At 50.3% G+C, this 21,623-nt stretch carries 18 protein-coding genes; 7 read left to right on the top strand and 11 right to left on the bottom strand.

Features of this window, described 5'->3' with window-relative positions:
* Positions 1–148 precede the first annotated feature (148 nt).
* The 8 genes from FPL14_RS27730 to FPL14_RS27700 form a co-directional block, all read right to left on the bottom strand.
* Positions 149–1,387 (bottom strand): serpin family protein, encoded by a 1,239-nt coding sequence (locus FPL14_RS27730; protein WP_182300750.1) that lies wholly within the window; start codon positions 1,385–1,387, stop codon positions 149–151.
* 137 nt (positions 1,388–1,524) lie between these two features.
* Positions 1,525–3,069, bottom strand: coding sequence for a glycosyl hydrolase family 95 catalytic domain-containing protein (locus FPL14_RS27725; protein ID WP_229263695.1), 1,545 nt, complete (start codon positions 3,067–3,069; stop codon positions 1,525–1,527).
* Positions 3,021–3,896, bottom strand: a complete 876-nt coding sequence (locus tag FPL14_RS30195; RefSeq protein WP_229263694.1) for a glycoside hydrolase family 95 protein — start codon at positions 3,894–3,896, stop codon at positions 3,021–3,023. The genes FPL14_RS27725 and FPL14_RS30195 overlap by 49 nt, the downstream gene beginning before the upstream one ends.
* A gap of 77 nt (positions 3,897–3,973) precedes the next feature.
* Positions 3,974–5,683 carry an ABC transporter substrate-binding protein gene (locus FPL14_RS27720; RefSeq protein ID WP_407644688.1) on the bottom strand — a complete coding sequence of 570 codons (1,710 nt, stop codon included), beginning with the start codon at positions 5,681–5,683 and terminating at the stop codon, positions 3,974–3,976.
* Between the two features lie 93 nt (positions 5,684–5,776).
* Entirely contained in the window at positions 5,777–6,667 is an 891-nt protein-coding gene (locus FPL14_RS27715; protein ID WP_182304194.1) for a carbohydrate ABC transporter permease, read from the bottom strand.
* A gap of 28 nt (positions 6,668–6,695) precedes the next feature.
* On the bottom strand, positions 6,696–7,652 hold the full coding sequence (locus FPL14_RS27710) for an ABC transporter permease (protein WP_182300748.1): 957 nt from the start codon (positions 7,650–7,652) through the stop codon (positions 6,696–6,698).
* A gap of 147 nt (positions 7,653–7,799) precedes the next feature.
* Positions 7,800–9,335 (bottom strand): response regulator transcription factor, encoded by a 1,536-nt coding sequence (locus tag FPL14_RS27705; protein WP_182300747.1) that lies wholly within the window; start codon positions 9,333–9,335, stop codon positions 7,800–7,802.
* Positions 9,328–11,112: a cache domain-containing sensor histidine kinase gene (locus FPL14_RS27700; protein WP_324617851.1), complete on the bottom strand. Its 1,785-nt coding sequence runs from the start codon at positions 11,110–11,112 to the stop codon at positions 9,328–9,330. The genes FPL14_RS27705 and FPL14_RS27700 overlap by 8 nt, the downstream gene beginning before the upstream one ends.
* 195 nt (positions 11,113–11,307) lie before the next feature.
* Here FPL14_RS27700 and FPL14_RS27695 point away from each other — a divergent pair, with 195 nt between their 5' ends.
* Together FPL14_RS27695 and FPL14_RS27690 are read left to right on the top strand one after the other, a co-directional pair.
* Entirely contained in the window at positions 11,308–14,130 is a 2,823-nt protein-coding gene (locus tag FPL14_RS27695; RefSeq protein WP_182300746.1) for a glycoside hydrolase family 3 protein, read from the top strand.
* Between the two features lie 51 nt (positions 14,131–14,181).
* Positions 14,182–14,490 (top strand): Dabb family protein, encoded by a 309-nt coding sequence (locus FPL14_RS27690; protein WP_182300745.1) that lies wholly within the window; start codon positions 14,182–14,184, stop codon positions 14,488–14,490.
* Positions 14,491–14,672: 182 nt separating this feature from the next.
* On the opposite strand, the gene FPL14_RS27685 is transcribed toward FPL14_RS27690, so the two are convergent.
* Complete coding sequence (locus FPL14_RS27685) at positions 14,673–14,939, bottom strand: hypothetical protein (RefSeq protein ID WP_182300744.1); 267 nt, start codon at positions 14,937–14,939, stop codon at positions 14,673–14,675.
* A 221-nt stretch (positions 14,940–15,160) separates the two neighbouring features.
* On the opposite strand from FPL14_RS27685, the gene FPL14_RS27680 reads away from it, so the two are divergent.
* Positions 15,161–15,508: a helix-turn-helix domain-containing protein gene (locus FPL14_RS27680; RefSeq protein WP_182300743.1), complete on the top strand. Its 348-nt coding sequence runs from the start codon at positions 15,161–15,163 to the stop codon at positions 15,506–15,508.
* Between the two features lie 11 nt (positions 15,509–15,519).
* On the opposite strand, the gene FPL14_RS27675 is transcribed toward FPL14_RS27680, so the two are convergent.
* Positions 15,520–17,619, bottom strand: coding sequence for a sensor histidine kinase (locus FPL14_RS27675; RefSeq protein WP_182300742.1), 2,100 nt, complete (start codon positions 17,617–17,619; stop codon positions 15,520–15,522).
* Positions 17,620–17,757: 138 nt separating this feature from the next.
* Here FPL14_RS27675 and FPL14_RS27670 point away from each other — a divergent pair, with 138 nt between their 5' ends.
* From FPL14_RS27670 to FPL14_RS27660, 3 genes are read left to right on the top strand one after another with little or no spacing between them, the layout of a single operon-like run.
* Complete coding sequence (locus tag FPL14_RS27670) at positions 17,758–18,501, top strand: response regulator transcription factor (protein WP_182300741.1); 744 nt, start codon at positions 17,758–17,760, stop codon at positions 18,499–18,501.
* A gap of 25 nt (positions 18,502–18,526) precedes the next feature.
* On the top strand, positions 18,527–19,390 hold the full coding sequence (locus FPL14_RS27665) for a class I SAM-dependent methyltransferase (protein ID WP_182304192.1): 864 nt from the start codon (positions 18,527–18,529) through the stop codon (positions 19,388–19,390).
* Between the two features lie 16 nt (positions 19,391–19,406).
* Entirely contained in the window at positions 19,407–20,672 is a 1,266-nt protein-coding gene (locus FPL14_RS27660; RefSeq protein ID WP_182300740.1) for a CapA family protein, read from the top strand.
* Positions 20,673–20,729: 57 nt separating this feature from the next.
* Here the strand turns inward: FPL14_RS27660 and FPL14_RS27655 are convergent, their stop codons facing one another.
* Positions 20,730–21,236: a MarR family winged helix-turn-helix transcriptional regulator gene (locus tag FPL14_RS27655; RefSeq protein ID WP_182300739.1), complete on the bottom strand. Its 507-nt coding sequence runs from the start codon at positions 21,234–21,236 to the stop codon at positions 20,730–20,732.
* Between the two features lie 197 nt (positions 21,237–21,433).
* Here FPL14_RS27655 and FPL14_RS27650 point away from each other — a divergent pair, with 197 nt between their 5' ends.
* Positions 21,434–21,610 carry a hypothetical protein gene (locus FPL14_RS27650; RefSeq protein WP_182300738.1) on the top strand — a complete coding sequence of 59 codons (177 nt, stop codon included), beginning with the start codon at positions 21,434–21,436 and terminating at the stop codon, positions 21,608–21,610.
* Positions 21,611–21,623 lie beyond the last annotated feature (13 nt).

Genomic DNA, 21,623 nt, shown 5'->3' with positions numbered 1-21,623 from the left:
CATTACCATCCACTCGCAATGATAAAAACCGGTAGTATTTACCTATAGAATCTTATCATCATTTGTCGATATTTGTAATGGAATAGTCTGGGAGATAATCAAAATTTATGCCTCCGACAACTTAGATCCAAGTCATCAACCAAGGCGCTTAAGTCGGGATCGCAATCGTACCGATGAATAAAATGCAGCCGGTATCTTGATCCGTTATTGCGAACATGAACGGGCGGTTGACCTTCATATGAAAAAGATTGTCCGGCTGCGCCGCCCCTTCCATCATTTCGATTGCAGTTGCCGCGGCCGCGGTCGTTCCTTGCTCGTTCAATTCCAAATACGTCTTATGCTCGACGTTGCCGATGAATAAGTTCGGAGGTTCAGGCGCCATCAGCGAAAAATCCGCTTTGTTCCGATCGAACGCCGCTTCCATTCCGAGCGCTTTCAACGTATCGTTAAGCGCGATTTGGTATTCGAACTTTACTCTCGGCAGCTCGATTCGACCTTGGCGAACCTCGAACGGCTCCGTCACCAAATTCGGTTTGTTCGCTATGCTCCTCTGAAGCTCGGCTAGTCCAACGTCCTCGTTAGGCAGGAAGATCGTCATGACGGCAGATTCGTATTTGCCGTACGGCAACCTTATCGCTTCGTAATCGGGATTGACGGTATATTCGAACGATCCTCCCCTAGCCATCATATCGACCGGTATCGCTTGACCCCTAGGTCCGATAAATTCATCTTTCTTCGTGAACTCAGGTTCGAAAGGCACTGTCCATGCCCCTTGGAAATAGACGGCGTTCAGGATGTAAAGCATCGTCCCGGGATCGACTTCCTTTACCATTTCCGTTATTTTGCCCGATGTCGTGTCTTTCACCCATTCGTTCATCGTTCGAACGGCATCGGAGCTTTCGAAATCCAGTACCGTCGCCTCGGCGAACAACTCGTCCGAGGCTCGTTGCACGAAATAATCATGAAACGGTTTGCCTTCTCGCATCCATAAGGAGTTTGCGATCATAAGCTCGGTATCCCCGGTTTTCGACCTCCGCAACCGACTGATCAACTCATGGTACCCGTCGTTAAGTTGCTCTAGCTCGATTTCGTCAATCCCCATCGCCTTGCCCATCGCTTCCTTCGTTTCCTCCGCTGCGCCGTTGTACGCCAATGCTAGCGCCGTCGATACGCTCAATGGAGAAACAAAGCGGTTTTCGTACGGGCTCGTCTTCGATAATTGCTCATACATGCGGAGACCGAACGCATTCGCGGAATTCACGACGCGCATGTCTACGCTTTTGAGCGGAACGAGTTGCTCTGATATCTCTTGCTTGTTCTCTGTATTCGCGCATCCTGCCGATAGCAGCGCGGCGAGAACGAGTGCTGATCCAACTTTGAATCTCATCGGTTTGCCCCTCTCTTTTCTATTAACTATCTAACGATTTCCTTCTGCTTTATGTTCCAAAAAAGGCAAAAAAAGCTATCCCTTAGGTGAGAGTAAACCTACTGGAATAGCTTAGTAAATCTTGATTATCCTTAACGTTACGGCTTAACGATAACTTTATATTGGATACCCGCTGTCGCCTCGAATGCTCCAACGGCAATGTCGACGGAAGTTCCCTGCTCGTTCGTGACCGCGATCTCTGCTTTGCCGTAACGAACTTTGCAAAGCCCGCCTATAGCGCTTAGCACGACTGCTTCAACGAGAGTACCCTTCCGCCAATGGAGGTCTACGGTAAATCCCCCTCTCGCTTTCAAACCGGTTACCTTGCCTTCCGGCCACGCTTTCGGCAACGCGGGTAACAAGTCTATGACTCCGAGATGGCTCTGCAACAGCATCTCGATGATGCCGGCAGCGCCTCCGAAATTGCCGTCAATCTGGAAAGGAGGATGCGCATCGAATAGGTTAGGATAAGTGGAATTAGTCAATAATGTTCGAAAGCTCTCATATGCCTGTTCCGAAGCTTTCAGCCGCGCGAATTGGTTAATCAACCAAGCGCAGCTCCAGCCGGTATGGCCTCCTCCATGCGCTAATCTTCTTTCCAACGTAACCGCGGCAGCCTCGAATAGTTCCGGCGTCCCTTCATGGATCTGATCCCCCGGATGAAGACCGTACAAATGCGAAATATGCCGATGCCCGGGCTCCGCTTCCTCGTAATCCTCGTACCATTCCTGAATTTGCCCGTGTTTGCCGATCTTGTAGTCGGGAAGCTTGCCGAGAGCATCGAGGAAATCAAGCCGCAATTGCTCATCGACGCCCAAGATGCGAATGGCCTCCATGCAGTAGGCGAATAGCTCGCGGATGATCGCGATATCCATCGTAGACGCAAACGTGACGTTGCAAGATTGTCCATCTTCCGTCAAGAACGCGTTCTCGGGAGAAGTCGAAGGATTCGTTACCCATCTGCCATCCGGCCCCTCGACTAACCAATCCAGGCAGAACAACGCGGATCCTTTCATTAAAGGATAAGCGCGCTCTCGCAAAAACGCCTCGTCCGCTTCGAACAAATACCGATCCCAAAGGTGGCGAACCATCCATGCCCCGCCAAGGGGCCAGAAAGCCCAACATGCGCTCCCTCCCGTCGGAGTCGACATTCTCCATAGATCTACGTTATGGTTAACCGCCCAACCTCTGCAGCCGTAATGAATATCCGCCGTTCTCTTGCCGCTCTCGCTAAGATCTTCCAGCATATCGAATAGCGGTTCGTGGCACTCGCTTAAGTTGCCCGCTTCGGCGAGCCAATAATTCATTTCGGTATTGATGTTAACCGTATAGTCGCTATTCCATGGCGGCTGTACGTGCGGATTCCATATTCCTTGGAGATTGGCGGGCTGCGTTCCAGGCCTTGAACTTGCCATCAGCAGATAGCGCCCATAAAGGAAATACAATGCTTCTAATGAAGGATCGGATTTGTTCTCCTTGTAAGCAAGCAAGCGTAGGTCCGTGGGCATGTCGTTCTCTTGCGTATCGTTGTCCGGGCCGAGTTGAAGCTCTACCCGATGAAACAGCTCCAAATGATCCGCCTCGTGGCGCTGCTTTAATTCTTCGTATCCGCGTTCCGCCGCGCGCTTAACGTCCGAACGCATCGTTCCGATAATCCGCTTTCGTCCGGTGCCGTACGATAATCCACGAAACCCGTAGTTGCCGCAAGGTATACGATCACCTGGCTGGCTTTTCTCACTTCAAGCTTGCCTTCACCAGCCTGTACGTTCCCATCCGATTCCACTCGTAACCGGGCTTCGTACAACATTCCCAGTCCATCCTCGTACACAACCGGAGCAGGATGATCCCCTAAATAGTTATCCGAAATATGGCTCGGAGCCCGTCCCGACATGACGAGCGAATCGCCCTCGGCTACCGTCGTATAGCGGAGAGGAGAATCCAAAGCGATATCGTAGTTCAACTCCCCTTCAAGCGCAACGTAACGAATACAGATGACTTGATCGGGAACGCTAGCGAAATATTCTCCTTGTACGGCAATCCCATTCGAACGATACTCAACGGACGCTAACCCGTTCGCCAGACTTAACTCGCGACGGTATCGTTCGACCGAAAGGTTGTCGGCGCCAACGTTCGCTCCATCCCGTCTCGTCAGCATAAGATTCCCTAGCGGCAAATAAGGCTGACAATCCCGTCCCAGCATTTTTCCGTCGACAAGCTTTTGAGCTTCCGCATACTTGCATTCGAAGATAAGCGATCTTGCCCGTTCCAGATGCCGCCGCGCCTCGTAATTGACCGTATCCCGGGGAAATCCCGCCCACAGCGTATCTTCGTTAAGCGCGATCCGTTCCTCCTGAATTCCGCCGAACACCATTCCTCCCAACCGGCCATTGCCTATCGGCAATGCTTCTTCCCACACGGATGCAGGCTGCTTATACCAGAGGTTCCAGTCGTGCTTGCGATCAGACGCCATTACCTTCATTCCTCTCTATAGAGAAAGAGAGCCCGGACATACCGGGCTCTCTGATCTTCATGCTCAGCCATGCGGAATTACTCGCTCCACAGCGCTACGCGTTCTTTCACCAATGCTTCGCGGAGATCTTCCGCTTTTGTTACGTCCGCTTTCTCGAGATCTTTCATGTATGCATCCCAAATTTTATCAAAGTCTTCCGGTTTCGCCAAGATCGCTTCCGGAATTCTTTTCCAAGTGATGTCTTTCAGCTTATTCTCGATAACCGTGATTTCGCTGTCTCCAGGGATCGGAATGTTCCAAGCCGCGCCCCATGGACGAACTTTGAACTCGCTTGGTTTAGGGAACATGTCGATCCACGTTTTCGCGCCGTAAGCGGAAAGAACTTCTTTTTCTACGTCGTTGTAACCCGCGATGATTTGGTCTTCGTTGTTCGTCGTATAGTAGTTGCCGGTAGGGTCTTTGACTCCGTCGCCGTAGTGGGCGCCCATCGTTTGATAGTGGCCGATACCGGTCTCTTTTTGGAAGTTCGTAGCGTCGTTGACTTTACGATCGTTAATTTCAGCAGGAATAACGCGTTTGCCGTTCTCGACGTTATAGTGTTTGCCTTCGATTCCGTAGTTGATCAGAACTTGGCCTTCATCGGAAGCGAGATAATCCAAAAATTTGATCGCGCGAACCGGATCCGGATTGTCTTTGGAGATCGCGATACCGTAACCGGCCATGAAGCCCGTCGGCCAGTAAGAAGTATCTTTCGTCGCTTCAGTCATCGTGACCGGGTAGTGGCCGTAGCCTTGATCGAATTTCCCTTCCGCTTTAAGCGCTTTCTCGCCGTCCGCATAATCCCACTCTTGGTCGATCAGACCGAGCACGCGGCCCGTAGCGATTTTCGCTTTGTATTGGTCGTATTTTTGCACGAAGCTTTGTTTGTCGAGCAGACCTTCCGCGTTCATATGGTTCAACCAACGGAAGTATTCTTTTTCTTCCGGACGACGGAAGTGGTAAGTGACCTCTTGCGTATCCACGTTAATGTTGAACTCGCCGTCATCCGCTCCGCCCGTCGTATAGAACGCAGGGTTCGTTACGGAGATATACATATGCCAGTCGTCGGCGTTAAGCGTCAAACCGATGTTAGGATTGCCGTTCTCGTCTTTCGGGTGAAGGGCAAGATAATCTTTGATCGCTTTCTCATAGTCGGCAACCGTGCGGATGGTCGGATATCCTAGTTCTTTCACGACGCGGTGCTGAAGTTGGAAGCCGCCTTCCGCTTTGAACGGCGTATTGTCGATTGCGGAGTAGGTCGGGATAACATAGATCGATTTATCTTCGTTGCTGTAACGAAGACGAGACATTTGGCCTTCGAACAGTTTCTTAAGGTTAGGCGCATGCTCCTCAATTAGGTCGGTCAGATCGAGAACCGCGCCTACGTCAACGAATTTGTTAATGCTGTTCTTCGCGCTGATCAAGTCCGGATATTCGCCGCTTGCAGCAATCAGAGCAGACTTCTGAATCGGATCGCCTACCGCGAATTCCGCATCCAGCGTAATGCCCGTTTTCTCGGTAAGAACTTTACCTACATCGTCTTGCATATTCGACCAATTCGGGTTCTGGTCTTCGCTGTAGAACGAGAATGTTAGAGCCTCCGTTGACGCTGAACCAGTGCTGCTAGGACTGCTTGTACCGCTCGGTTGTGCGCCTTGGTTTTCATTATTGTTGCCGCTGCAACCTGCCAACAAGCCGGCTGCAAGAGCAGTCGTCAGAACGATGCCTGACCACTTGCGCGTTTTCATCATGATGTACCCCTCCTGTTTATGGAACAAAAAACTATGTGATAACGGGTTACCCCATTAAAACCGATAATTAACCGGCAAATAAGAAACGAATCAACCTTTTACCGCTCCCAGCGTCATCCCTTTTACGAAGTAACGCTGCAAGAACGGATACACAAGAAGTATAGGGACGGTAACGACAATCGTTATCGCCATCTTAACCGATTCCGGCGAGACGCTGGACATCACTTGCGTCATGTTCGTATTCCGGTAATCCCCGTTGCCGCTTGTCGTGCTTTGCAGCACCTTCATAAGTTCGAACTGCAACGTAGTAAGCGATTCGTTCGACCCGTTATAGAGATACGTATCGAACCAGGAATTCCATTGTCCGACCGCGAGGAACAAGGCGATCGTCGCTAAAGCGGGTTTCGCCATCGGAAGAACGACGCGCCAGAAAATCGTGAAATCGTTCGCTCCGTCTAGCTTCGCAGACTCTTGCAACGCATAGGGAATCCCGTCCATGAAGGAACGGATGATAAACACGTTAAAAGCGGACACGAGTCCAGGAAGTACGTAAACCCAGAAAGAATTCATCATGTGCAGGTCTTTAATGAGCAAATAGAATGGAATCAACCCGCCGGAAATATACATCGTTAAGGCCAGGTATACCGAAACGAAACGTCTTGCCTGAAAGTCCGGGCGGCTGAGCGTATACGCTAGCATCGACGCGCTGATTAATCCGAATAGCGTTCCTACGACCGTTCTCAGGATGGAAATTTTGAATCCGGTAAGCAATCCCGAGAAGGAAAAGATGACCTCGTAGTTCTTTAGCGTAAAGTCGCGAGGAAAAATCGTTATTCCTCCGCGAACGCTGTCCGTCGAATCGTTAAACGATAAGGCTAGAACGTTCAGGAACGGATATAATGTCGCAATTGTCGCGAGGATGACGAAGACATATACCGCAACGTTGAAAAATTTGTCTGACGTCGAGGATCTGTTCAACATTTGTTTGGTTGTCACTCTGCCGCCTCCGTTACATGATGCTTTCTTTCGTGAATTTTTTGAACAATCCGTTGGCTGTGAACAACAAAATTAGACTAACCACCGAATTGAACATGTTGATTGCCGTACCGAAGGAGTAACGGCTCATCTGCAATCCGTACTCCAAGGAATAGAGATCAAGTACTTTGGAGTAATCCCCTACCATGTTATTGCCGAGCAAAAATTGCTTTTCGAATCCGATACTGACCAGATGTCCGATCGACATAATGAGCAAAATGATGATCGTCGTACGGATCCCCGGCAAAGTAATATGCCAAATTTGACGAATGCGGCTGGCTCCGTCCACTTTTGCCGCTTCGTATAACTCGGGACCGATACCGGCGATTGCGGCCAGATAGATGATCGTGTTCCAGCCCGTTTCCTTCCAGACGTCGGATACGGTTACGATCCCCCAGAACCATTCGCCTTTAGCCATGAATTGAATCGGTTCGTTAATCAAACCTAGCCACATCAGAAATTCGTTAACCGCTCCGTTTTCCCCGGAAAGCAGCTTAGTGACGATACCGGCAACAACGACCCAAGACACGAAGTGGGGCAAATACGAGACCGTTTGCGCGAATCGCTTGAAAGCCATATGGCGAACTTCATTCAATAAAATCGCGAATACGATCGGTACCGCGAATCCCGCTATAATCCCCATAAAGCTCATAGCGAGCGTGTTGCGCATGACCAGATAGAAAGTATCGTCATTGAACAAATAGCGGAAATGCTCTAGACCGACCCACTTCTGCTCCCCGAACGATTTGCCGGGCTTATATTTCTGGAAAGCCATCGTCCAGCCCCAGAGCGGATAGTAGCTGAAAATAAATACCCAGACGACGAAAGGCAACGACATCATGTACAAATATTTGTTGCGGATGAACGTTGTCCAGAACCGGCTTTTTTGTGGTTTCTCTTTGTTGTTTATAGGTGCTGCGACCGCTTTCATGGGATCCCTCCTACTTCATGTATCCATCATATCGGATCAACCGCAATAGCTACTACCCAAAGGATTTGGCATAAAATCATGTGAAAATTAGTGTAGACAAAAAGCATGAATTCCCCGGGGGAATCCATGCTTTTTCAAGTTTTCCATTTACAATTTTTTATAACCGGTCGGAGAAGTTCCGACGTATTTGCGGAATTTCGTATGGAAATAATCGACGTTCGCGTAACCTACTTTTTCCGCGACCTGATACACTTTAAGCCCTTGTTCCAGCAAAGCTTTGGCTTGCTCGATTCTAACCTTATCCAAGTAAGTGTTGAAGTGCTCGCCGGTTGCTTGCCTGAACAATTTCCCCAGATAGGCGCTATTATAATTGAACAAATCGGCCAGCTTTTCGAGCTTTAGATTCTCGCCGTAATTCCGGTGGATGACATCGATCATTCGCTTGATTTGCTTATCCGTTCCGGTATTATCCATCGAGTTCGCCATGCTCTCCGCAATGGCCGCGAGCCGCTCGATTAAACCCATGTACCTCGTTTCTTTGTAGCTTTCCAGCAGTCCCGCCCGAATGTCCAAGCTATGCATTTCGGAGCGGTTGTGGGTGAGCTTGTCCAGAATCGTCGAGAACATCTGAACGAACCGCGTTTTAATTTCCTCTTCCTTGCAGCCGCTGCGATACATCGCTTCCGCGGTGTTCTGGATTAATTGTCTAGCGGCAGGCAGATTGCCGATTTCGAGCGCCAAATACAAAGTCTCGGTCGCCGTAACGAACAAATCGTCCAAATCCAAATCTTGCTCCGCTGCCGGCATGAAAATCGGCATTTGATTCGTTTGAGTAATCGAACCGCTTTCCAGGAAAAACTTGTTCTTCATCAGTTCAAGAGCGCGTTGATGGGAAACGACGATTTCCGGCCAACTGGCGACTTCGCCCCCGGACACGGCGAAGAAATCTGCCTCTTGGTCGACGCTCGCTTCCGAAATGTCATGGTAGACGACGTTTAATTTCCGCTCGTCTCCGACGCCGTCCTTCAATACGATACCGACATACGGGTCCAGGGAGAATACGACCCCTCTGCCTTGGTCGTCGAACAATTCCTTTAACTTGTTCTTGATGATCGCCGGCTGTACGGCTTGATTGTCGCCGATAGGCATGTATTTAATCAGCACGACTTCAAACAAGCTCCAGTCGAATTGCTTCTCTAGCTCAGCTGAAACCTCAGTAGAATCGACGTCCCCTAATAATAAGGCCTGAATGGCGCTATCCCATTCCGGCGATCTCGCTTCGGCTTGAAGGCCGTTGGCCGAGGCTTCATCATCCAATTCCTCGCGCAGTTTCCGCAAGTACTCGGCCAACTCGTCTTCGTCTACCGGTTTGAGCAAATATCCGTCTATCCGTTGCGTAATCGCTTGCTTGGCATATTCGAAATCGGCATAACCGCTTAAGATCAAAATATGCATATGCATATTCATCCTTCTCACGTTCTTGATAAGCTCTAGCCCCGTCATTCCGGGCATGCGGATATCCGCGATGAGCAAATCCGGATCGAGCTGCTCGCATTTAAGCAACGCTTCCGGCCCGTTAGCGGCCGTGTCGATTACCCGAAAGCCCAACTCGTCCCAAGGGATCAACGTCCTTAGACCTTCACGAATCATTGGCTCGTCGTCCACTAACAATACTTTATACATGAATGTCTCCCCCAGATGGAATTGTAAAAGTGATATGCGTCCCTACGCCCGGCTCGCTCTGGAACTTGAGCCCATGCTCTTCTCCATAGGTAAGCAGTAATCGCAGATGGACGTTGCGCAACCCGATCCGGTTTTTCTCGTCATCCTCGGACTCATTCAACGATTCGTAGAGCTGGGCGATTTTGTCTGTGGACATCCCTGCGCCGTTATCGAATACGTCGATATGGATTTTGTCCCCGATCAGTTCGACTTGAACGTGAACGATTCCGCCCTCCATCTTATTTTCCAGCCCGTGAATGACGGCGTTCTCGACCAACGGCTGGATGATGAGAGGGGGAATTCCGACCCGTTCCGCTCTCTGATCCAGCCGGAGAGAATATTGCAGCCTGTCCTCGTATCGAAACTTCTGAATGTCCAAGTAACAACGTACGATATCCAGCTCGTCCGCCAAAGTCGTTTTGCCCGTTCCCACCTCAAGGTTGCGACGCATAAGCTTGCCCAACAGCCGAACGACTTGAGAAATTTCCTTTTCGCCTTTCAGATGGGCTTTCATCCGAATCGATTCCAAGGCGTTGAACAGAAAGTGGGGATTAATTTGACTCGCCATCATCTTGAGCTTGATCTCGTTCTGTTTGGATTCGAGCAAGTTGTTCTGTTTGTGCGTCTCTTCGACTTCCGCGACCAACGTATTAATGCTCGTCACCATCGAATTGAACTGACGCGATAATTGGCCGATCTCGTCTTTGCCGTCGATCTCCAGCATAATATCCAGATTACCCGTCGCAACCTTCGAAATATGTTTGCTTAGTCTCAGCATTCTCTTTGACAGAATGGTCGATACCGCATAGATAAGCAAGATCGCGATAATCAAGCTGAACGTAATAATGATCAACGCCAGATTGTTAATTTGGTTCGCGTCCTTCACGATCGTATCGATGGAAAATACGGAAATGATGCGCAAGGAATTCACGCTGTCTTCCGGAATCAAAGGCTCGATGAGAATTCGGGACGCTTTGCCGTTGACGTTCGCTTCGAAGGCGCCTCCTTGCTCCGTGATGACGTCCCGTTCAAAGGCGATATCGCCTAGCGTATTGCCTACGCGATCCGCGCGATTCGCCGCGACGATCGTATTGCTCTCGTCGACGATCATCGTCTCGAACGATTCCTGCCTCAAGATGGAATTCAGCATATTCATGTTTACGTTGATGACAAGCACGCCGCTCGTATTTTTCTCCACGAAATTCACTTTTCGGACCAAGCTTAAATATTTGCGGTTATATCTCTCGTCCTCGAGGAAGTACCAGCTTACTTTGCCGTTCGAGCTGCTTAACGCTTTCCGGTACCAATCCGAACTTTTGATGTCGTCTTGGGGTTGAATGAACTCCCAGTTATCCAGCATGGTCGGGTTGTCCATATAAAATCTGAGGTTCGATATTTCTTTGTACAACCGCTTGTTTTCGTTGAACACCTGGTATTCCCGGTAAGCTTCGACGACCTCGTATACGGACTCGTAGCGGCGATTAGATACGGCTTCTAATCGGGCATCGTTCGCCATTCGGTAAGAGCTATCGTAAGCGACGTTAATCAGCTCGGCCGTGCGGGCTTTAACCCGTTGCACGTTGGCCGACGTTTGCTCCATCGCGTTGCTGAGCGCCATATTCCTCAGCTCGTTCGTTAAGAGGACTCCGACGAGCAGGACGGGCAAAAATACGACGGCCACGAAGGACAGTATAAGCTTCGTCCTTAGCTTCATGTTGTTGAGAGTACGAGAAAACAATCGTATTACCACCTTTATGGTTTAGCGGTTCCTGCTAATCAAATACACTTTATATGACGATATGCTTATTGTAAACGGGTTCAACAACTAATTGTGAACGGATTTTATCACCAATTTAGCGGGTATGATCGATTGTCCGCGCGTGTTAAAATCGTTAAAATTACGGTTTCAATGATGATGGGGGCTGAGTATTGAATGACTGAAAAATACGAATATCGTTTCCAAAATCCGGATCTGCCGCTCGCGGAAAGGGTATCCGATCTGGTGTCGCAACTCACGTTGGACGAAAAAATCAATCTGATGTGCCAGTACCAGGACGAGATCGCTCGCCTAGGAATCAAAGCGTACAAACACGGAACGGAAGCCGCTCACGGCATGGCTTGGTTAGGAGAAGCAACCAGCTTCCCTCAACCGATAGGCCTGGCTTGTACTTGGGATACCGAGCTGCTGCAACGAGTCGGCAGCGTCATCGGCGATGAAGCTCGCGGCTTCTATAAGAGAAACCCCGCCATTAACGGCTTGACCCTCTGGGCGCCAACCGTCGATATGGAACGCGATCCGCGTTGGGGACGCACGGAAGAAGCTTACGGAGAGGATCCTCACTTAACGGGCAAGCTATCTACCGCTCTTACCCGCGGCTTGCAAGGCGACGACCCGTTCTACCTGAAATCCGTTGCTTCCCTGAAACATTTCATCGGCAACAATAATGAAATCGATCGCGGAGAATGCTCGGTAAGCATCGATCCGCGCAATATGAAGGAATATTATTTGAAGGCTTTCGAGATTCCTTTCAAAGAGGGACAAGCAAAGTCCATGATGACCGCCTATAACTCCGTTAACGGCGTACCGGCTAACTTGAATCCCGACGTCAAACGGGTCGTGAAGCAGGAATGGGGCATGGACGGCTTCGTCGTCAGCGATGCCGGAGACGTTCTCGGTACGGTTAACGAGCATAAATACGTTGAGACTTACAAGGAAGCGGTAGCTCTTACGATTAAAGCCGGCGTAGACAGCATTACCGACGATCACGATATCTCCAAGCAAGCGATTCGGGATGCGTTGGCGGAAGGACTACTGACCGAACAAGATCTGGATGCCGCCCTCGCCAATACATTTCGCGTCCGTTTCCGCCTAGGCGAGTTCGATCCGGATTCCCGCAATCCGTACGCGGCCATCGACGAATCGGTTATTTTGCAGCCCGATCATATCGCCCTATCGCTGGAAGCCGTCAAAAAAAGCATCGTCTTGCTGAAGAACGAGAACGGCGCGCTTCCGTTGCAAGCGGAGAAATTGAAAAAAGTAGCCGTCATCGGACCGTTGGGCGGCAAGGTGTATCGGGATTGGTACAGCGGCACGTTGCCATATGCGACAACTCCGCTTGAAGGCATTCGGAAGCTGCTCTCCGCGGACGATCGGTCCGTCACCTTCGCTAGCGGCTGCGATCACGTGAAGCTGAAATCTATAGCTAACGGAAAGTACGTCGCGTTAACGCAGGAAGACAAGCAGCCGCTGGCAGCCAATCAACCGTCTGCCGACAACGCGGAAATATTCGAAGTGTCCGATTGGGGCTGGAACAGCCATACTTTGATCTCGGGCACGAACGGTTTGTATCTCACGACGGACGACTCCAAGGTTACGGCTTCCTCCGAACATATCTGGGAATGGTTCACGAAAGAAGTATTCCACGTGCGTCACGATAACGAAGCGGCTACATTAACGACGTGGAACGATCGTCCCGTAACGGTCGATGCGGCCTCCGGCAATTTGAACGTTCAGGACGGTTCGGTTAAAGATGCGGACGCCTTCACGTTCGAGAAGGTTGTCGACGGGCTGAACGTTGCCGTTGAAACCGCACGGGACGCGGACGTTGCCGTCGTGCTCGTCGGTAATCATCCGTTGATCAACGGGAAAGAAACGATCGACCGACCGGATCTTACTCTTGCGGCGTCGCAAGAAAAGCTCATTAAGGAAGTTTACGCGGCTAATCCGAATACGATCGTCGTTATCGTCGGCAGCTACCCTTACGCGATCAATTGGGTCAACGAGCATATTCCCGCGGTGCTCTATTGTTCCCATGCCGGACACGAGATCGGAACCGCTCTTGCCGATGTTCTATTCGGCCATTATAATCCGGCAGGACGTTTGAACATGACATGGTACGAATCCGTCAACCAGCTCGGAGAGTTCATGGATTACGACATTATCAAGAGCGAACGCACTTATCAATACTTTGCCGGTAAACCTCTCTATCCATTCGGACACGGGTTATCTTATACGGCGTTCCAGTACGATGACTTGAAGCTGGATTCGGATCGCATTGCCGAAGGAGACCGCGTTACGGCTACTTTGCTCGTAACGAATACGGGTACTTCGGATGGCGAGGAAGTCGTCCAGCTCTATACCCGGTCGGGACCTTCCCGCGTGAAACGTCCGCTCAGACAGTTGCAAGGATTTAAACGGATTGCTCTTGCCGCTGGAGAGTCAACCGAAGTTGCGTTCGAATTGGTAGCCTCCGATCTCGCATTCTGGGATGTCACAAGGGACAAATTCTGTCTGGAAAGCGGTCAATGCACCTTGATGATCGGCTCATCCTCCTCCGACGTTCGCTTGAACAGTACCATTACGGTAGCCGGGGAAACGATTCCTGCACGTAATTTGCTGCTGAACACGAAAGCCGTTAATTACGATGATTATGAAGGCGTGCTGATCGGCGAGAACACGGAAGGCGGAGACAGCGTAGTGACATCCTCCCCGCTAGCCTGGATTCGGTTCGACGATGTCGCTTTGCGCTCGGATATTCGCTCTTTCGAGGCTAGGGTCGTTTGTTCCGAGGATGCTCGGATCGAGATTCGAATCGACAGTCCCGATGGTCAGCTTGCGGGAAGCTGCGACGTCTCCGGCTCCCGTTCCGGATGGCATACCGTAACTTGCCCGGCAGAGTTGCCCGACGGAAACAGAAGCGTATATTTCGTGTTTAAAGGCGAGCTCAGAATCGGATCCTTTCAATTTCGATCGTAAAAGCTCTATAATCGAATAACAAACATTCGAGCTTATGGGGAGGAACCAGCATTGAACAAGCAAGCCATTATTCATTCCGTCATCTTTAATCTGAAACATTCTAAGGGGTCCGCGGAGGAAGAGCGTTTCATCGAAGACGGGCGATCCATTCTATCCTCGATACCATCCGTCAGGAACTTCAAAGCGTACCGCCAAGTAAGCCCGAAAAACGAATTCGCGTTCGGCTTCTCGATGGAATTCGAGGATGCGGGTGCTTACGAGGCCTATAATGATCACCCTCTTCACGTGAAATTCGTGAACGAACGTTGGGTAACGGAAGTAGAAAACTTCCTGGAGATCGATTATCAAGTGAAGGAATAGTCCAGAATATGGTTGGTCCTTAATATTCCATATTGCAACAGAAAAACGAAGGCACTTTTAGCAAGTGAAGGTTGTATGAATGTGGTGAAGAGCTACGAGTAAACAATAAAAGAAGCTGCCTCAAAAGTGAAAACTTCTGGGCAACTTCTTTATTTGTGTTGGGTTATCATGCTCAATCAATATTATTCTAAAGCTTTGTTCGCAGCGATTACGAATTGCTCGAAGAAAGCATCGTCTTCTTCCAATTGCTCGTCCACGGCTTGAATTTCCTCTTCGCTTCCCGGTTGATTGCTGAAATTGAGCGCATAGCTCCAATTGTTTCTGCCGTTGTCGCTTTGTATCGTGACCTCGTAAGGCTGCTTGTGTTGTTCGACTTCGAATTGGATATGGCCGACATAACCCGAATCCTCGCTATGGGTCATTTTCGCGCCAAGGATAGTTACCTTCATCTCATTCACCCCCTAAAAAGATACATTTTGTATCTTCAATATGTTGCATTTTTCTTCCAATCCAATAACTCAAAACCTTGTTCTAAATGTAATTCTTAACAACTTCTTAGTAACTTATTTATCAATAGAAGCAGAAAACGTTTCCGAACCTCTTGACACGATACATTTTGTATCATAAATTACTAATAGATACTCTATCTGGTGTCAAGGAGATTATAGATATGAATATGGGAGAACGTCTGCGGGAACTGCGCCTTCGCCGGAAAATCTCGCAGGAAGAAGTAGCGCGTCACATAGGCATTACCCGTTCCGCATACAGTCATTACGAGATTAACAACAGACAGCCTATTTATGAAACGCTTATTAAACTGGCTGCCTATTTCGACGTGTCGTTAGATTATATTATAGGCGGCAGTCAATCCAAAGCAAAGAACGAGGTTCCGGTTCCCCCGGATACGAAAGAAATCCTGACCTTATTTCAGCACATGAACCACGAGCAAAGGAAGAAGTCGATTACTCTCATCACCGATTTCATGCGCCAAGAGCACAGGCTTAACGACAGCGTCTAGACGCTGCAGCCTTAATCCGTAAGGGGCAACCCGATTCGGAACACGCTCCCTCCCTCGGGCGCGTTATACGCGCTAATGTTGCCGCCGTGCATTTCCACGATCTCCTTGGAGATCGCCAACCCTAAGCCGCTCCCTGCCGACGACGGGTTGCGGGATTTTTCCTTTTTGAAATACCGGTCGAAAATATGAGGCAGATCGTCGGGATCAATGCCTACTCCGCTATCTATGACAAGCACCTCCGCCATCGGTTGATCCGGATCCGTTCTCATCTCTATGCGAATCGTTCCTCCGCTCGGCGTAAACTTGAGCGCGTTGTACAGTAGATTGGCAAACACCCGATCCATTCTTCGTGTATCGATCGTGACTGCCGCTCCGAATGCAGCCTCCGTCATTAACGAGCAATCGAAAGAGATTCCTCTCGACAGCATCTCCAAGCCGTACTGTTCCGTTATTCGATCCTTCCAGCTCAGCAGCGGAACCCTTTCCAACGACAGTTCGACTTTCCTCGCTTCCAGAACGGAGAGGTCGAACAGATCCTGAATGAGCGAGTTCAACCCCTCTACCTTCGTTAACATCAATCGAATCGTGTTATCCCGTTGAGCCGGTTCGGAAATGACTTTGTCCCTCAACGCCTCTAGATATCCTTGCAACAAAGTAATCGGCGTTCTCAGATCATGAGAGATGTTGCTGACGAGCTGAAGCCGGGATTGTTCCAAGCGCTCCAGATCTACCTTCGCCTGTTCCAACGTCTGATAGGAGAACTGCAGCTCGTCCGTACGGTCCGCGATTCGTTGTTCCAATGAATTGTTCCATTCCGTGAGCTCAAGAGACATCCTCTCCGCTCGGTCGTAAGTTAACGAGAATCTCAGAGAGATAATGAAGGAGTTCATCAAGATAAGGAATAACAATCCGAACGGCAACAAGTCGACCGAGCGCCACCAGCCGTTGTAGAAGAGCATATCGTTTACGATCGTGAGGACGAGGCCCGCTACTCCGATTAACGCTAATCTAGCCCCCTCCCGGCGACGTAGGGCAGATAACACCAAACCCGCCAGCACGATGATGCTGAAAAATAAAATGTAAACTTGGAACGCCCAAATCCACGAAGTAAACAAAAGCGGTTTAACGAATAACACGCTTAATGTCAATACGGCCGCAATCCAACTGCTCAGCTTAAACCATGCGTGCTTGATTTCATGCGGGTACAACGTTTGAAAAAAGGCAAAGCCTGACCATCCTGCCAAGACGAAAGCTATATATTCCAAGCGGATAGCCAGTTCCCAATCCATGACGCCGATCCATTGAACGAGAAATCCTTCCCCGATAAGTCCCATCCTGAGACCGACGAAAAAGCAAAGCATGGCAAACATCATGTTCGCCACTTCTTTGCGACGGAGGATGAACAGGCCCAGGTGATAGAACCCGATCATAATTAAGCAGCCTAAGACGATGAGCTCTTGCGCGGCATGCCGGACTTGCAGTTTCTGTATGCGTTCCGAGTTGCCGAGAACGATTTCGGTTCGTATGCCCCCGTCCCTATGATCGTAGTTGGCTACGGCCAGCGTGAGCTCCGTCTCGGTTCCGGCGGCCGCAAAATGCACGGTAGCCGGCAATTGAAAAGGAATCGCCTCCTCTTCATTCGCTGCTGCTTGCCCTCTCGACATAACGATAGTGCCGTCTATCGACAACACGTAAGCGGTAGCAATATTCGGAATCCGAATCGCAAGCATCTCATTCTGGATTCGATGGATTATAGTTAATCGATATACGCCATATCCTTGATCTTGAAGAGCCGTTCCATCCTCCATCTTCAAGTCGCCCCAAGTACCGGGGACTTCAAGAGTGGACTTCACGGCTCCCGGCGCCTTCCCCCCCGCGTCCGAAGCATTAAACCATTCGAACCGCCACTGCCCGTTCAAGGGAATAATGCCGTCTTTGTTCCACGACCACGCCTTAAGATCCATTACCCCTTGCTCCGCTTTAGGGATCGGCTTGTTCGATTGCGACTCCGACGTGCATCCGCTTACGGCTGCCCACGCGGCAAATAGAATCAGTAAGCCCGCAATGCGTTTTCCCCAAAGCCGAGACGTCCATTCCATGTTTCGGGACACTTCGATCCCCTCTCCCAGGTTACCCTGTATCCGTTCATCGCAATATCTATTCGAACGTCATTGTAACGGTGCATTGATTACTCGTCAACGCTTTCGTTATAATAAGTCATCAAGACTCTTCAATATGGGGGGAAAATAATGAAGAGTTCGGAAGCTACGATTCTCGTCGTTGACGACGAGCGGGAAATTACCGAGTTGATAACGTTATATTTAGCGCGGGAAGGTTATACAGTTCATGCTTCGGATAACGGCGTAGATGCTCTAAGCCTCGCTGAGTCGCTTATCCCGGATCTCATCGTACTGGACGTAAATCTCGGGCGCATGGACGGTGTCGAAGTATGTCGCGAGCTGCGCCGTGGCGTATGCGCGGACGTTCCGATCTTGTTCCTTAGCTGCAAGTCGGAGGATCAGGATATCATTAGAGGTTTGTCCGAAGGCGGAGACGATTATATTACGAAGCCTTTCAGCCCGAGCCAGCTCGTAGCTAGAATACAAGCCCATATCCGCAGGCGCAGAACGCGAGAGAGAAATGCGGACGAGCAACTCCTGACTTTAAGCTTTCCCGGGCTGGATATCGACTTTCGCAGCCTTGAGGTTCGCTTGGAAGGCGAGATCGTCGCTCTGTCCGCCAAAGAATTCGAGTTGTTAAGCGTGCTTGCCCGGCAACCGAATCGCGTATTCCCGCTGGAGGAACTCTACCGCCGCGTATGGCAATCCGACAGTATGGGAGACACACGCACGCTCATGGTTCACATCAGTAATTTAAGAAAGAAAATGGAAGCGGATCCCGCTCGCCCGCGTTGGATACAGACGGTTCGAGGCTTCGGCTACCGGTTTTGCCCGACTAACGCATGGGAAGAGCGATCCCCTACCCCTATTTGACGACAAAAGGACGAGTACACAAATGATGCGAATGGCAACAGATTGGCAAGATTACGAACTACTGGATACAGGTAACGGAGAGAAACTTGAACGTTGGGGCGACGTCATCTTGCGGCGTCCCGATCCGCAAATCATTTGGCCGCTCAAAACCGAGAATTCGGAATGGAAACAGGCAGACGGGCATTACCATAGAAGCAGCAGCGGCGGCGGCCAATGGACGTACAAACGCGCTCTTCCGGAGAGATGGAATATCGCCTACGGCCCACTTAAATTCCATATCAAGCCAACCAGCTTTAAGCATACCGGTTTATTCCCTGAGCAAGCCGTGAATTGGAGCTGGATGATGAATAAAATTCGGGAAGCCAATCGGCCCATACGCGTGCTGAATCTGTTCGCGTATACGGGAGGAGCTACCGTAGCCGCTGCTTCCGCGGGCGCTGAAGTATGCCATGTAGACGCCGCCAAAGGCATGGTTCAATGGGCGAAAGAGAACGCCGAGTTATCCGGACTCGGTTCGGCGCCGATTCGTTATATCACGGACGACGTATTCAAATTCGTGCAACGAGAAGAACGCCGTGGGCGCCAATACGAAGCCATCATCATGGATCCGCCTTCTTACGGACGGGGGCCGAACGGGGAAATGTGGAAGCTGGAGGAGAATCTGTTTCCGTTCTTGGAATCCTGTCTGGGCATCTTATCGGACAAGCCGCTGTTCGTTCTTGTCAATTCCTATACGACCGGGCTCTCCCCTACCGTACTAAATAACCTGCTTAACTTATCCATACGCCGTAAATTCGGCGGCAAGCTGGATTGCGGCGAGATCGGTTTGCCGATCACCCGCAGCGGAATGACGTTGCCGTGCGGAATTTATGGACGTTGGGAAAGCTAAGAGACGGGAGAATATCATGTACCGGTTCATTTCCATACTAAGTATCGGGTTGCTAGCCATTGGGCTGGCAGCCTGTTCCAACGGTTCTCCCCTCGCTTCTCCTCCCGCCCCGAAGCCGAGTTCAACCGAGCTCTCTACGCACGCGCAATTGAACTCTCCGCCTCTTCAGACGGCATCCGACAACCCGGTAGCCTCTCCATCCAACTCTGCTGAGCCGGTACGGCGGGAAGCGACTTTGCTAGCCATCGGCGATATCATGGTGCATATGCCGCAGCTTCCGGCTTACTATAATTCGACCAAGAAGAGCTACGACTTAAAGCCTTGGTTTGCGCAAGTCAAGCCGATCTTCTCACAAGGCGATTGGGTCATCGGCAATTTGGAAATGCCTATCGCCGGCCAAGATTTGAAGATTACCGGTTATCCGCGTTTCAACGCGCCGTATGAATTGGCGGAAGCGTTAGCGGACGCCGGCGTTCAATTAGTATCTACTGCTAATAACCATTCCATGGATCGCGCGTTCCCAGGCGTAACAAGAACGCTGGCTAACGTGAGGAAAGCGGGACTCGTTCCGATCGGAACATCCTCGTCCGCCGCCGATTCGCGGAGGATGGTCATCGAGGAACGAAACGGCATTCGCATGGGTTTTCTGGCTTATACTTACGGTACGAACGGCATTCCCGTTCCCAAAGACAAATCCTTTGCCGTTAACTTAATCGATCCTGCGGCGATCAAACGAGATATAGCCGAGCTTCGACGAGCTCAGGCGGACGTCGTAACGATATCCCTCCACTTCGGCGTCGAGTATCAGCGAATGCCTAACGCTTATCAGACGAAGCTGGTACGTGAGCTAGTGAAATCCGGTGCCGATATTATTCTTGGATCTCATCCTCACGTCGTGCAACCTTACGAGGAGATTCGCGTCCCGGCCTCCGAGAGCGTAGACGGCAACCCGCGACGGGGTATCGCGATCTACTCGCTTGGCAACTTCATCTCCAATCAGACAGGCAATTGGAAAGACGTCGGGTTGATCTTCGGAGTGCATCTGGTCAAAACCGAAAATGCGGACGGAACTTCCTCGACGGAATGGGATAAAATTACGACCGAGCCGACTTGGGTGCATATCCAGTGGAAAAAACAAAAGAGATACTATACCGTTATTCCTTTGAAAACCGCGCTAGCCTCTAGAGACCTCCCCATGTTATCCGATAAGGATTACAAAAAAATGAAGGAGCTCTTGACCGGAATCCATAAGCATCTCATCCAGTTACAACCGCAATCTTAAAACGAAAGAGCAATTGAAACGCCCCTCGCGGAATACGCGAGGGGCGTTCGTTATTATTTATGTAGATACCGCTGAAGACTCCATGTTGTTATCCTTCGTCTCCTGAGCATTTTCGCTTCCATTGCCTTTTCTGTCTCCTAACGGAGTCGGCTCCCTAGTGCCTGCTACTTTGCTGATGAGATATACGAGCAACTGCCGGTTATGGCTCGATACAAGCTCCAAGGAGCGGTTTACGATCGCGCTGCGGACCGCAATGCCCCGTTCCGCCTCGGAGCGTCCTAGAGCCGTCATCGTTACCCATACGATCCGACGGTCGCCCTCGTCCCGATTTCTCTCGACTAACCCTCCGCGCTCCATTCGATCCAGCAGCGTCGTGATCGCAGCCGGCGTCGTTTCCAAATGCGGGAGCAGATCCGACGGTTTCATCGGCTCATGCGCTTGAAGCAACTCTAGAACTTCCAGTTGACCCGCCGTTAATTGCGGAGCTAACTCCGCTTCCATCTGAGCGTTCCAATCCTTCGTGAGCTTCGTCCAACTTTTCACAAAAACCGCCGCATTATCCATAGGTATGCTCCCTTCCTCCCGAACATTGCCTTCTCTTTTATTATACTCAGAGCCTATGTCGAAAGATAGTTTAACGCAATTAAATATTTACGACATAAATCCGCATAAAAACGAACGCCGCGACATTTCGTGACATATACTAGTTTCGAAATATAGGTAAATGCGGAGAAACACGCTCTGCAAGGAGGCGAGACCTGATGTCCTCTTCGGATCAAAAAATCAAAATGATCGGCCAAATGGCACAGGATGCCGGATTAATAGAAGATCCACAATGGCTGGAACGGTTAAACGAACCGGTGCCACTGTGGATCGTATTGGATCTATTGTTAAGATGGATTGACCGCACGGAGCCGAGCAACGGACCGTACGACTGAACTCGATACAGGT

This window comes from Cohnella cholangitidis (assembly GCF_014107495.1).
GTDB classification, from domain to species: domain Bacteria; phylum Bacillota; class Bacilli; order Paenibacillales; family Paenibacillaceae; genus Cohnella; species Cohnella cholangitidis.
This window is presented reverse-complemented; position numbering and strand designations above follow the sequence as displayed.

Bases quoted from the DNA above. Each gene is read 5' to 3' on its own strand.
- FPL14_RS27705 (WP_182300747.1), bottom strand. From the start codon at position 9,335: ATGTATAAAGTATTGTTAGTGGACGACGAGCCAATGATTCGTGAAGGT.
- FPL14_RS27665 (WP_182304192.1), top strand. From the start codon at position 18,527: ATGCGAATGGCAACAGATTGGCAAGATTACGAACTACTGGATACAGGT.
- FPL14_RS27650 (WP_182300738.1), top strand. From the start codon at position 21,434: ATGTCCTCTTCGGATCAAAAAATCAAAATGATCGGCCAAATGGCACAG.
- FPL14_RS27685 (WP_182300744.1), bottom strand. From the start codon at position 14,939: ATGAAGGTAACTATCCTTGGCGCGAAAATGACCCATAGCGAGGATTCG.
- FPL14_RS27680 (WP_182300743.1), top strand. From the start codon at position 15,161: ATGAATATGGGAGAACGTCTGCGGGAACTGCGCCTTCGCCGGAAAATC.
- FPL14_RS27670 (WP_182300741.1), top strand. From the start codon at position 17,758: ATGAAGAGTTCGGAAGCTACGATTCTCGTCGTTGACGACGAGCGGGAA.
- FPL14_RS30195 (WP_229263694.1), bottom strand. From the start codon at position 3,896: ATGGCGTCTGATCGCAAGCACGACTGGAACCTCTGGTATAAGCAGCCT.
- FPL14_RS27710 (WP_182300748.1), bottom strand. From the start codon at position 7,652: ATGAAAGCGGTCGCAGCACCTATAAACAACAAAGAGAAACCACAAAAA.
- FPL14_RS27725 (WP_229263695.1), bottom strand. From the start codon at position 3,069: ATGCGTTCGGACGTTAAGCGCGCGGCGGAACGCGGATACGAAGAATTA.
- FPL14_RS27695 (WP_182300746.1), top strand. From the start codon at position 11,308: ATGACTGAAAAATACGAATATCGTTTCCAAAATCCGGATCTGCCGCTC.
- FPL14_RS27660 (WP_182300740.1), top strand. From the start codon at position 19,407: ATGTACCGGTTCATTTCCATACTAAGTATCGGGTTGCTAGCCATTGGG.
- FPL14_RS27715 (WP_182304194.1), bottom strand. From the start codon at position 6,667: ATGTTGAACAGATCCTCGACGTCAGACAAATTTTTCAACGTTGCGGTA.
- FPL14_RS27720 (WP_407644688.1), bottom strand. From the start codon at position 5,683: ATGAAAACGCGCAAGTGGTCAGGCATCGTTCTGACGACTGCTCTTGCA.
- FPL14_RS27730 (WP_182300750.1), bottom strand. From the start codon at position 1,387: ATGAGATTCAAAGTTGGATCAGCACTCGTTCTCGCCGCGCTGCTATCG.
- FPL14_RS27655 (WP_182300739.1), bottom strand. From the start codon at position 21,236: ATGGATAATGCGGCGGTTTTTGTGAAAAGTTGGACGAAGCTCACGAAG.